Origin of the sequence: Streptomyces macrolidinus (genome assembly GCF_023887685.1) — a bacterium.
GTDB classification, from domain to species: domain Bacteria; phylum Actinomycetota; class Actinomycetes; order Streptomycetales; family Streptomycetaceae; genus Streptomyces; species Streptomyces macrolidinus.
This window is the reverse complement of the sequence record NZ_JAMWMR010000006.1, coordinates 160513-172888: the sequence shown is the minus strand read 5'-3', so window position 1 is coordinate 172888 and position 12376 is coordinate 160513. Positions and strand designations below refer to the sequence as shown.

Annotated in this window: 9 protein-coding genes and 1 pseudogene; 5 read left to right on the top strand and 5 right to left on the bottom strand. The window is 70.2% G+C overall.

Features of this window, described 5'->3' with window-relative positions:
• Positions 1-115: 115 nt before the first annotated feature.
• From NGF19_RS09890 to NGF19_RS09870, 5 genes and pseudogenes are all read right to left on the bottom strand, one after another.
• On the bottom strand, positions 116-607 hold the full coding sequence (locus NGF19_RS09890) for a cupin domain-containing protein (RefSeq protein WP_252424144.1): 492 nt from the start codon (positions 605-607) through the stop codon (positions 116-118).
• Positions 608-733: 126 nt separating this feature from the next.
• Positions 734-1936, bottom strand: coding sequence for a hypothetical protein (locus NGF19_RS09885; protein ID WP_252424143.1), 1203 nt, complete (start codon positions 1934-1936; stop codon positions 734-736).
• Between the two features lie 38 nt (positions 1937-1974).
• Positions 1975-3123 (bottom strand): hypothetical protein, encoded by a 1149-nt coding sequence (locus NGF19_RS09880; RefSeq protein WP_252424142.1) that lies wholly within the window; start codon positions 3121-3123, stop codon positions 1975-1977.
• A 28-nt stretch (positions 3124-3151) separates the two neighbouring features.
• Positions 3152-3812 (bottom strand): annotated as a pseudogene (locus NGF19_RS09875) (oxidoreductase); the annotation flags it as partial.
• A 138-nt stretch (positions 3813-3950) separates the two neighbouring features.
• Complete coding sequence (locus tag NGF19_RS09870) at positions 3951-4739, bottom strand: alpha/beta hydrolase (RefSeq protein ID WP_252424141.1); 789 nt, start codon at positions 4737-4739, stop codon at positions 3951-3953.
• 241 nt (positions 4740-4980) lie between these two features.
• Here NGF19_RS09870 and NGF19_RS09865 point away from each other — a divergent pair, with 241 nt between their 5' ends.
• From NGF19_RS09865 to NGF19_RS09845, 5 genes are all read left to right on the top strand, one after another.
• Positions 4981-7032 carry a spermine/spermidine synthase domain-containing protein gene (locus tag NGF19_RS09865; RefSeq protein WP_252424140.1) on the top strand — a complete coding sequence of 684 codons (2052 nt, stop codon included), beginning with the start codon at positions 4981-4983 and terminating at the stop codon, positions 7030-7032.
• A gap of 404 nt (positions 7033-7436) precedes the next feature.
• Positions 7437-8063, top strand: a complete 627-nt coding sequence (locus NGF19_RS09860) for a helix-turn-helix domain-containing protein (RefSeq protein WP_252424138.1) — start codon at positions 7437-7439, stop codon at positions 8061-8063.
• A gap of 69 nt (positions 8064-8132) precedes the next feature.
• Positions 8133-9335 (top strand): cellulose-binding domain-containing protein, encoded by a 1203-nt coding sequence (locus NGF19_RS09855; RefSeq protein WP_252424136.1) that lies wholly within the window; start codon positions 8133-8135, stop codon positions 9333-9335.
• A 199-nt stretch (positions 9336-9534) separates the two neighbouring features.
• Positions 9535-10392 carry a S1 family peptidase gene (locus tag NGF19_RS09850; RefSeq protein WP_372505639.1) on the top strand — a complete coding sequence of 286 codons (858 nt, stop codon included), beginning with the start codon at positions 9535-9537 and terminating at the stop codon, positions 10390-10392.
• Positions 10393-10668: 276 nt separating this feature from the next.
• Positions 10669-12372 (top strand): amidohydrolase, encoded by a 1704-nt coding sequence (locus NGF19_RS09845; RefSeq protein WP_252424132.1) that lies wholly within the window; start codon positions 10669-10671, stop codon positions 12370-12372.
• The last annotated feature ends 4 nt before the right edge of the window (positions 12373-12376 follow it).

Genomic DNA, 12376 nt, shown 5'->3' with positions numbered 1-12376 from the left:
GGAGCGAGGCTCTACGCGGTCGGGCGGGGGATGATCACAGAGTTCCCATGGGAGTCACGCTAGTGGACCCCGACAGGGGCGGCAACCGATTTCCGTATCGCTGGCGTCCCGGGCCCTAGACCATGTACTGGTCGTGGCGGTGGTACAGGTCGGTCCACTCCTCCTCGCTGAGTCGGCGTCCGCTCGCCACGATCTCGGCGAGTTCCTCGAAGTAGGCCTCGCGCGGGGCCCCGGGAGCGAACAGGACCAGCATCGACGCGGGCCCCTCCGGGTTGTCGAAGGCGTGGACGCCGCCCGGCGGGACGAACAGGAAGTCGCCGGGCGTGGCGTTGACCCAACGGTCGCCGTCGAACAGGCCGACCGTGCCGGACAGGACGAAGAACGACTCCGACATCGTCCGGTGGAAGTGCGCGCCCGGCCCGCTGCCGGGCTCCGCACCCATGTCCCATCGGTAGAGCCCGTACTGCCCGCCCGTGGACGCGCCGGTGGCGAGGTAGTGCACCTTCGAGCGGGTGCCGATCTCCAGGTCGGGCGCGGAGTCGCCCTTCCACAGCCGGGCGTTGACCTCGCCCTTGTCCCCGTGGAAGAGCTGCTTCGGGTACGACATACCGATCTCCTCGCGCGCTCGCTCACGGCGATGTCGGACCCGAAGGCGACATCGCCTCGCCGGACGGTCATTCTCGGTGCCGATCAGCTCGAAGTCCACGGTCGGCGCGCGACCTGGCTGCGCGAGCTAACTCCCTTCGGACGTCCCGGTCGTGACCTTCAGCGTGCCGCACCCGACGCGGATGGCCTCCGCCTCGATGTAGCGGGGGAAGACCGTGTGCAGCAGCGCGCTGGAGTCCCACTCGGTGTTACGGGCCACGAAGGCGACGTCCCCGGTCTGGCAGCTCGCCCAGAAGACACCGTTCCGTGCGGAGAGCGACCCGCTGCTGCCGCGGGCGCCCTTCAGCGGGGTGCCGTACTCGCTGCGGGAGCGCTCGAAGAGGGCAGCGAGCCGGGGGTCCGAGACCGTCATCAGACGCAGCCCCGTGCTGCCCACCCGGATGTGGTCGCAGGCGCGTACCGGGCCGCCGTCCGGGGTGACCTGGACGCGCGACCAGTCCGCCGAGTCGTCCGTACGGTCCTTGCCGCCCCTCTTGCCGCCCTTCTTGCCGCCGCTTGCGTCGGTGTCGTCCTCGGACCGCGCCGGGAAGGTCAGGCCCTTGATGCCGCATACGGCGTCGGGGCGGTCCTCGGCCCGGATGTCGTCGGCGGCCGGGAGACGGTCCGAGGGATCCACGACGGTGCCGCTGCACCCCTCCTGGTCGATGATCCGGTTGACCAGCTTCACCACCATGTGGGTCAGCCCGGCCCGCTCCTTCTTGTCGACCTCGCGGTCCTGGACGGTCCATCCGGTGTCGATGTCGACCACGGTGGGGCCGTCGAGCCCCGAAGGCCTGCCGACACAGCCTTCCGGAAGGGCCAGCCAGGCGCGCGTGTCGGAGGCCATGCCGAGCAGCCCGCCGCCCATCGGGACCAGCCGGGGCGCCAGGAACTCGGTGCCCCAGCGGCCGAGGCCGTCGTAGTGCTCGTCGAGCTGGTGCACGTTCACGGTGACCGCGCCGCGCCCCGTGCTCATCCGGCACACGCCCGAGTAACCGAGCAGGTCCCGGTACTGGACGGCGGTCTCTTCGGCGACGACCTTGTCCGGTTCGCGGAAGACGCGCTTCAGGTCGCCGGTGTCGAGCGCGTCCCAGCACGTGCGGTCGTCCCGGAAGGGGCCGGTACCGGTCTGCCAGGCCGTCCCGGCGACGCCGAGCAGTACGCCGACGACGGCCGTGGCGACGGCGGGCCGTACCCGGCCGCGCAGCAGTCGGCTCGGATGCCACCAGGCACGCGAGGCGGGCGGCGGTTCGGGAACCTCGGCGGGGCGGTGGTCGTCTGCTTCGGACACAGGGTTGTCTCCCCCGACTTCGTTGCTGCTCATGGCGGTCATGACGGTTGGGTGTGCCGGGGTGCCAGCGGGGCGCAGCCGAGGCGCTGGGTGACCGCGTCGGTGAACGCCTTCTGCCGCTCGCTCGACATGTAGAGCATGACGAAGGTCGCCGGACGGCCCGCGCAGTCCGCGCGGACGATGCCGTAGTCGTCCTTGAACACGCCCGTGCCACGCCAGCCCGGCGCGGGCGGCCGGTCGCCGGTCACTCCGTCGAGCAGGTCCGCCAGCCGGGGCTGCGCCACCATCAAGCCGTCGTAGACCCGTCCCTCGCCCCGCTCGAGCCGCAGCGAGCAGGACTGCAGGTCCCGGTCGACCGCGCCGACCTGGTACTCCAGTTCGTCCCCGACCGCCTTGTCGGCGGTGAGGCCGGGGATACGGCAGATGTCGTCGCTGACGAAGTTCTCCGCCTTCTCGGGCAGGTGCAGCATCGGCGAGACGAGCTTGTACGGCCGACCCGCCTCACAACCGGCCGCCTGCATCCCGTGGTTGGCGGCGGCGACGAGCAGCGCGGCTACCGATCGGGGGCCGCCCAGCCCCACCTGCCCAGCCGAAGTGCCCTTGCTCCAGGTGTCCGTGGCGTGGGAGGTGAGGGTGACGACGGTCGGCCGTCCGTCGGGGGCGTCGCACCGCTTCGGCAGCACGATGGCGCCGCCGAGGCTGTGCACGACGCCGGGCAGCCCGTCGGGCAGCGGCAGCGCGTCGCCCCCGAGGTGATCGGCGACCCAAGTCGCGCGCTCGGAAAGGGGCTTGGGGACCGGCCCGTAGTCGACATTGACCTTGACACGCGTGGTGATCTTGTCGCCGTCACCGAAGGAGTGCCAGGTGTCGATGGCGACCGCGCAGGTGCCGGTGGGGTGCTGCGGGGTCGGGGCCTCCTCGGTTCCGGTGCGTCGGCCGTTGCCGTCGTCCAGGGCCGCGCCGCCGAGGAATTCGGGGCCGCTGTTCTCCCGCCAGGCACCCCAGCAGTAGCTCTCGTCGGCGGTGAAGGGCCAGGTCCGGGTGGCCCAGGTACCGGCGAGCGCGGCGAGCAGCACAAGCGCCGCACCGCCTGCCAGCACCTTCCGCTTCCCGACTCCACGCCACCCCGAGCGCTTCACCGACTCCCCGGCCTCGCCCGTCACACGCACCCCGCCCGTCGCCCCCATACGTCCACCCCCGTACACCCCGTGATCTTCAACCGCCGAGGCTAACGAGACCGTGTCTCGACGCGGTAACCGTGCGATCCGGATACGGTGCCTGACCGCGACGGCGGAGCAGCCGGGGGACGGTCGCGGAACCTCCACAAGCTCCGGCACAGACAGGCGAGTTGGTGTCGCGGTACGCGTCGGCCAGGGTCGGGTGGTCGGTGTACCCGGTCTCTCCGCCGACGTACATCGCGTACGTGTCCCGTACTTGGTTGATCGGTGCGCCCGTGCGCAGTCGTGCGACCAGGTCGGGGTTGGCCAAGAAGGCGCGGCCCAGCGCGATCAGGTCGGCCCCCGCGGCCAGGAGTCGCTCGCCCGCGCTTCGGCCGCCGTCGCTCGGGAGGCTGGTCCGGGTCGGCGAACACGAGGTGCAGGTAGGCCAGGCCGGTGCCCGCCAACTCCGCAAAAAGCGCCGGGTAGATGCTCGCGGTGTCCCCTTCATCGATGCCGTTGACGGTGTTCCCGGACGAGATACGCAGGCCCACCCGCTCCGGACCGATCGCGTCGGCGACCGCGCGAACCACCTCGACCACGAACCGGATCCGCCCGGCGACCGAGCCACCGTAGGCGTCCGTACGGTGGTTGGTGCCCGTCGCCAGGAACTGGTGGAGCAAGTGGCCGTTGGCCGCGTGGACTTCGACCCCGCCGAACTGTCCCTGTCCGGGACATCTTGGACGAGACCATCGAGACGGCATCAAGGGGCCTGCCGGAGAGATCCCCAATGTCTCCGGTGTCTCCGGTGTCTCCGGCCAGCCGAAGGTGACAGGGCACAGGGGCTGGACGGGCCATCACCCCCGGGCAGCCTCCAGGATCAGTCCCGCGATGTCCTTGGGGCGCGAGACCAGCGACAGATGTCCGGCGTCCACCTCGACGGTGTGGGCACGCATCCGGGCGGCCAGGAAGCGTTGCAGACCGGGATCGATGATGCGGTCGTTCTTCGAGACGGCGTACCAACTGGGCTTCTGCCGCCACGCCGCCACGGTCGTCGTCGACGGAGCGGTCGAGAGCGGTCCCTGGACCGCGTAGAGCCTCAACGCCTCGGCTTCGGGCAGGTCATGGGCGAAGTCGCGCAGGAACGCCTGCCGGCTCAGCCACTGAAAGCCGTTGGCCTTGACGACCCCGCGGGCGACCGGCGGAGCCGGGAACCGGGCCGCGACGGCGGGGTAGTCCTCACCGGCGTCCGGAGCCCGCGCGGCGACGTAGACCAGCCCGGCGACGGTCGGCGCGAGTCCCGCCTGGGAGATCACCGTTCCGCCATAGGAGTGACCGACCAGAAGAGTCGGACCGTCCTGCCGCGCCAGCGCCCGCTCGGTCGCCGCGACGTCGTCCCGCAGCGAGGTGAGCGGGTTCTGCACGGCGATCACCTCCAGGCCTGCCGCCTGCAGCAACGGAATCACCTTCGACCAGGAGGAGCCGTCCGCGTAGGCACCGTGGACGAGCGTCACATGCCGCACCGGCGAACGCCCCCGCGGCGCTGCCTGCGCTGCCTGCGCTGCCTGCGCTGCCTGCGCCAAGGGCCCGACGGCCACCGAGGCCGCGGCGGCACCGAGCACCGAGAACTGGCGACGTGTGATCACGGGCCCTCCTTCTGCTGGACGCGCGACACATCCTTGCATCTCCCGCCAAAGCGGGCGAGCCACGTACGTAGACGACCGCGTAGACACCCAAGGGCTGTCCGCGTCCTCGTGCAGTCGGCAACGCCCCCTTGCCGAGCCGTACCTCCAGTCGGCCGATCCGCTCTGGCCCGCGCGAGTGGTCGGCTCCCGAACCAGACTCACCCCCGGAGCGAAGTCGTCCCGAAGGCGGCACCGTGGCCGCATGAACCTGTCTGAAGTAAGACATAATGACCGGTCGGTCCGGTGGTGGCTTCTGCTGGCCAGCGCCACGATGCTCTTCGTCGAGCTGGCGCTGATCAGATGGGCAGGCGCCAACGTCGTCCACCTCAGCTACTTTTCCAACTTCATCCTGCTGGGGTCGTTTCTCGGCATCGGCCTCGGGTTCCTGATCCCCGCCTCGCGTGGGCAGTGGATCAAACAGTGGGCACCGGTTCCGCTCGCGCTTCTCATCATCCTGGTCCGCGCATGTCCGGTGCAGGTGCGTCAGAGCAGTGAGCAGATCATCTACTTCACCTCCGTGAAGACCACCGGCTTCCCCGAGTGGGTGACGCTGCCGGTCATCTTCCTGCTCACCACGGTGATCATGGTCGCGATCGGCAAGATCACCGCCGATCTCTTCCGGCAGCTTCCCCCGCTCGACGCCTACCGCTTCGACCTGCTCGGCAGCATCACCGGCTCGGTGTTCTTCGCCCTGCTGTCGCGGCTCGGCACCCCCTCGGTCGTCTGGGGCGTCATCGCCGCCATGGCCCTGCTGGCCCTCGGCGGCCGACGCAACACCATGCGCTACGCCGTCCCCCTCACGGCGATGGTCGCCGCGCTGTTCCTGGAGACGACCACCGCCGGTATCTCCTGGTCGCCGTACTACAAGATCGAAGTGGCGCCCAAGGCATCGGGCCCGGGGTACCGCATCTCCGCCAACGGCGTCCCGCACCAGACCATCGAGCCGCTGTCGAACCTGATGCAGAAGGACTCGCTCTACCGGCAGGCGTACGACCGGACGCCGACCAACCCGCACAAGCGCGTGCTGGTCATCGGGGCGGGCAACGGCAATGACGTCGCCGTCGCGCTGGCACACGGCGCGGAGCGCGTGGACGCGGTCGAGATCGATCCCCGGCTGCAGCAGATCGGTGCGCAGCGCCACCCCGCGAAGCCGTACGACGACCCCAGGGTGCACGTCCACATCAACGACGGCCGGGCCTACTTGGAGCGGACGAAGGACAAGTACGACCTCATCGTCCTCGCGCTGCCCGATTCGCTCACGCTGGTGTCCGGGGCGAGCAACCTCCGCCTGGAGAGCTATCTGTTCACCCAGCAGTCGTTCGAGGCCGCGCGCGATCACCTGGCACCGCACGGTGCCTTCGCCATGTACAACTACTACCGGACGAGCTGGCTGATCGACCGCTTCGCCGGATCCCTCGACGACATCTACGGCCATGCGCCCTGTATGACGACGTTCGCCAAGAACGCGGCCGTCCTGGTGGCCGGTATGACACCCGCCGACCAGTCGTGCAAGCAGGTCTGGCAGCCCAGCGGCGCGGTCCCGGCAGCCGCGACCGATGACCACCCGTTCCCGTATCTCCTGCACCGGAGCATCCCCACGCTCTACCTGGGCGTGCTGGGCGGGATCCTGCTGGTCACCCTGCTGTCGGTGCGCCTGACCGGAGTACGGCTGCGGGGCACGGTCCGCTACACCGACATGTTCCTGATGGGCGCCGCCTTCATGTTGCTCGAGACGAAGAACGTGATCGGCTTCGCGCTCTACTTCGGTACGACCTGGCTGGTCAACGCCCTGGTCTTCATCGGTGTCCTGCTCGCCGTGCTCGGCGCGGTCGAGGTCCGGCGCAGACTGCGGCGAGTCAACCAACCACTGCTGCAACTCCTGCTCTTCGGCTCCCTCGCGGTGGCCTGGCTCGTCCCGGCGCACGCCGTGCTCGCGCTGCCCTTCGCCGGACGGCTCGCCGCCGCCATCGCCCTCGCCTTCGCCCCCATCTTCTTCGCCAACCTCATCTTCTCGGACCGTCTCGCGCTCGCCCCCGATCCCACCTCCGCGTTCGGCGCCAATCTGCTGGGCTCCCTGACCGGCGGTGTACTCGAGTACCTCGCACTCGTGACGGGCTATCAGGCGCTTCTGCTGGTGGTCGCGCTGCTGTACCTGGGGGCGTGCGTCGCCATGCGGTTCGCCGGGCGCGGACCGGACAAGCGGTCGACGCACGTACCGGTGCGGGACGAGGTGGTGACGTCCGACCGGCAGTAGGGCCCGGTCCGCTCGCCGGTCGAGCCGCTCGCCGGTCGGTCCGCGCGCGGCAGGGAGCGTTCTCCTGGTGAGGGCAACGCTCCCTGCTCGCCGACCAGGCAAGGCGGCCGGACTCTACGGTCGCCGACCAGGCCGACCGACCGGACTCTGTTCCGCCGACGCTGAAGTCCCGCGGTGGCGCGTGATCCCGCGGTCGAGCAGCACCATCGGCACGGTCACCAGCGCCGGCCCCGCACCGATCCAGGAGACCGAGGTGACGCCCGCACCGGCATCGAGGGCGGCCCTCACTCCGGTCATTCGTCGTATTGATCACGGGTACGACCTCCTGCCGCGAGCGTGCGCGCCAGGCCCCATAGCGACAACTTCCGTTGCCATTTCCGGGACGCGGGAGGTGAGATGGGGGCATGGACGAGCAATCACCGATCGCCGCGACCCTGGCCCAGGTCGGCCCCCGCCTCAGGCGCATCCGGACCCAGCGCGGCGTGACCCTGTCGGCGCTGGCCGAGGCCACCGGCATCTCCAAGAGCACGCTGTCGAGACTGGAGTCGGGCCTGCGCCGCCCGAGCCTGGAACTGCTGCTGCCCATCGCGCAGGCCCACCAAGTTCCCCTGGACGAACTCGTCGGGGCGCCCGAGGTCGGCGACCCGCGCATCCGCCTCAGACCCCGCGTCCACAAGGGCCGCACGATGATCTCGCTGTCGGCCCAGCCCGGAGGTCTGCAGGCCTGGAAGTCGATCATCCCCGCGCACCAGAACCGGCCCGAGCCGGTCACGCACGAGGGGTACGAGTGGCTGTACGTCCTCTCCGGCCGCCTGCGGCTCGTCCTGGCCGACCACGACCTGATCATGGGACCGGGCGAGGCCGCCGAGTTCGACACCCGCCTGCCGCACTGGTTCGGCCCCACGGGCGACTCCCCCGTGGAGATCCTCAGCCTGTTCGGCCCCCAGGGAGAACGCGTCCATGTCCGGGCCAAGCCCCGCTCCCGTACGGATTCGACCCCCGCGCGCATTGACAGTGCACGATCAAAGTAGTTGTCATATATGGGAGCGCTCCCACACTTGCGGGTCGGTACTCCACCCACCCCTGTCCCGGAGGCAACCATGCACACGCGCACTCTCGTCACGCGATTACGGCATCGACCCTGGACATGGGCGGCACTGGCGGCCTTCTCGGCCCTCGGGCTGCTGCTGTCCGCCGTCATCGCGGCACCCCCCAGCAGCGCCGCGGACTCCGGCTGCCGGGTCGACTACACCGTCAACCAGTGGTCCGGCGGTTACACCGCCGCCATCAAGGTCACCAACCTCGGCCCGGCGCTCACCAGTTGGCGTCTGACCTGGACGTACGGCGGTGACCAGCAGGTGACTTCGGCATGGAACGCCATCGCCTCCCAGAGCGGCAAGTCCGTCACCGTCACGGACGCTGGATGGAACGGCGGCCTGGCGACGGGCGGTTCGGCCGACTTCGGCATCCAGGGGACCTACCAGTCCGCCAACCCCACGCCGACCGACTTCGCGGTCAACGGCGTGGCCTGCGGCGACACCACGACGCCGACCGATCCGGGAACCCCGCCCACGACACCTCCCACCACCCCGCCTCCGACGACTCCGCCGCCCGGCGGTGACTGCGGTGGTGCCGTGCTCTGCTCCGGGTTCGAGGACCAGAGCGGCTCCACGCCCTCCGGCGCCTGGCAGTTCGCGGCACCTGACTGCCAGGGCACCGGCACGGTCACGGTCGACACCTCCGTCGCGCACAGCGGCGGCAAGTCGATGCGGGTGGACGGCAAGGGCGGTTACTGCAACCACGCCTTCGTCGCTACGACAGCGAACCTGTCGTCGGTGAGTCCCCTGTACCTCCGTATGTGGGTCCGACACACCACCGCGCTCCCCGCAGGGCATGTCGCCTTCGTCTCCATGCCCGACAGCTCCCAGGGCGGCAAGGCGCTGCGCATCGGCGGCCAGAACAGCGCCCTGCAGTGGAACCGCGAGATCGACGACGCCACCCTGCCCGCGCAGAGCCCGGCCGGTGTCGCGCAGAGCAAGCCGCTGCCGACCGGCAGTTGGCAGTGTCTGCGATTCATGATCGACACGTCGAACGGCCACCTCGACACCTGGCTGGGCGACCAGCAGGTGCCCGGACTGCACGCGGACGGTGTCCCCACCCCGGACATCGACCAGCAGTGGCTGTCCCGCACCACCGCACCGCGCCCCACCGGCCTGCGCCTCGGCTGGGAGAGCTACGGCGGCGGTGACGACACCCTGTGGTTCGACGACGTGGCTGTCGGCTCCTCGCCGATCAGTTGCTGACCGAACCAGGTCAAGCTCCCCTTGCCGGAGCCGACTTGGGAAACGGAGTTGATCCAACCCCTTGTCCCGCCGCTCGTCCGCACCGAAGAATGCGCACGGCAACCATCGGCTACAGACGTCGCATTCGGCGTCGGCAAGGGGGCTCCACCCAATGTCACCCGCAGCACCGATGACACGCACGACACGTCGTTCACCGAGGATCGGCAAGGCGCTCACCGGCACGGTGTTCGCGCTCGCCCTGGCGGGCGCGGGCGCGGCACCCGCCGTCGCGCAGACCGCGGGCGGAGACGCCGGTACCCGCGCGAGACCGAACGACGCGCCCGTCACGTTCGCCGGTACCGTCGCGCTCAGCAACTGTTCCGGCTCCGTCGTGCGCACCCCGCAGTCACGGCCCGACGACCCCGCGCTCGTGCTGTCCAACGGGCACTGCATCGAGAGCGGCTTCCCGAAGGCGGGCCAGGTCATCGTGGACCAGCCGTCCACCCGTACGTTCAAGCTGCTCGACGCGGACGCCGGGGTGCTCGGCACGCTCCAGGCCGACCAGATCTCGTACGCGACGATGACCGACACCGATGTCTCGCTGTACCGGACGACCACCGCCTACGCCGAGATCGAGAGCAAGTACCACGTACGGCCCCTGCTGCTCGACCCGCGCCACCCCCGCAAGAACACCGAGATCACCGTGGTGTCCGGGTACTGGAAGGAGCAGTACAAGTGCTCCGTCGACGGGTTCGTGGACCAGCTCAAGGAGTACTGGTGGACCTGGAAGGACTCGGTGCGCTACACGCCCTCGTGCCACACCATCGGCGGCACCTCCGGCTCCCCGGTGATCGACGACCACACCGGCCGCGTGATCGCCGTCAACAACACCGGTAACGACGACGGCGAGCAGTGCACGCTCAACAACCCCTGCGAGGTCGACCGCAAGGGACGTATCACCGTCCGCCAGGGCACGCACTACGCGCAGGAGACGTACGGGATCGTGCCGTGCGTCGTCGACGGCAGCAAGCTCGACCTGAACCGCAAGGGATGCCAACTCCGCAAGCCCCAGGCCTAGTTCGTAGAGACGGCCGCCGTACGGATCTGCCCGCGGGCACGTTCGTACGGCGGCCGTCCTCGTTGACGAACCACCCGGCGATCGGCACACGTACGGGATACCCACCGGCATGAGCGATCCTCGTTCTCCGCGCTTCAGGATCAGCCCTGTCCGTCGTACCGGCACATCGGTCGAATGACCGATGCGCGGCACCGGGGTGACATCGCAGAGTCGCTCCCACCCCGAGTGCGCCCCGGGGTGTCCCGCCGTCCACCCGCGTCCTGCCCGGGAGTTGCCTTGCCCGCCTTCGCCGACCTGGTCTTCGTCAACGGCTCCGTGCTGACCGTGAACGCCGACTTCGCCCTCGCCTCCGCCCTCGCCGTCACCGGGGACACCATCACGGCTGTCGGGAATCGCGCCGAGATCGACGCCCTGACGGGCCCGGACACCCGCGTCATCGACCTGCGGGGCGGCACGCTGCTGCCCGGCATCAACGACTCCCATCTGCACGGCTGTGCCTTCGGCGTCGCCTCGCCCCCGCTCTCGCTCGACCTCGGCCACCCCGCCGTGGAGTCGATCGCCGACATCACCGAAGCGGTGCGGCAGGCCGCCGAGCGCACCCCGCCCGGTCAGTGGATCACGGGCATCGGCTGGGACCCCGGCTATCTCGCCGAGTGCGTGGCCGACCCCTCGCGGCTGCCGACCCGCCACGACCTCGACGCCGTCAGCCCGCACCACCCGGTCCTGCTGCAGGACTTCTCCGGACACGCCTGCTGGGTGAACTCCGCCGCGCTCCGGCGCGCGGGAGTGGACCGGGCGACCCCCGCGCCCCCTGGCGGAGTCATCGTCACGGACGGCTCCGGAGAGCCCACCGGGCTGTTGCGGGAAGGCGCCCAGGTGAGTGTCCAGCAGGTGCTGCCCCCGCTCACCCGGGAGACCCGGGCCACGGCGATCCGCTCGACGCTGGCGCACCTGCGCGCGCTCGGCATCACCAGTTACACCGAGCCGGGCCTCGGCCCAGGCGGTGAGCAGATCATGGGCGGTGCGCTGGCCGGGGAGACCCTCGATGTCTACCGGCAACTGCTGTCCGACGGCGAACTCACCGCGCGCGTGAGTGTGTTGCTCCTGCCGGTCGGCATGTCCGGCACCGGGGCGGAGTTCGCCCGCGCTTTGGACGGGATGGAGGTGTCGGCGAGCGAGGACCCGCGTCGGCTGAACGTCATCGGCGTGAAGATCTTCGCCGACGGCATCCCGCCGAACAAGACGGCGTGGATGCACGAGGCGTATCTCGGCGGCGGCTGCGGCGCGCTGTGCGTGGCCGGCGAGACCGACGACGAGCGGGTCGCCGAGGTCCGCGAGATGGTGCGGCACGCGCACGCCGCCGGTTACCAGGTCGGCGTCCATGTGACCGGGGACCGGGGCATCGACACCGTCGTCGACGCCTTCGAGGTCGCCGCCGAGGCGCATCCCCGTCCCGACGCCCGGCACTACGTCATCCACGGCGACTTCCTCACCGCCCGCAGCATGAAGCGGTTGGCCGAGCACGGGTTCGGGGCCAACATGAACCCCACCATCAAGTGGACGATCGCCGACCTGGAGGAGGAACTCGTCGGTCCGGAGCGGGCCGCGTACGAGTGGCCCTACCGGGACGCCATCGACGCGGGGGTCACCGTGGCGAGCAGTTCCGACGCGCCCGTCACGCTCCCCGACTGGCGGCAGGGCATCGCCACCATGCTGCTGCGCGAGTCGAAGGCCAAGGGTCGGGTGAGCGGCCCCGATCAGCGCATCACCCTCGCCGAGGCCGTACGCACCTACACGGCCGGCGGCGCGTGGCAGGACTTCGCGGACGACTGGAAGGGCACGCTGGAGGTCGGGAAGGTCGCCGACCTGTGCGTGCTGGGCGGCGACCTGCTGAGCGCCGATCCGCACGACATCCCGGAGCTGCCGGTGACGCTGACGGTGCTCGGCGGTGAGATCGTGCACGACCTCCTCACCGGCTGAACAG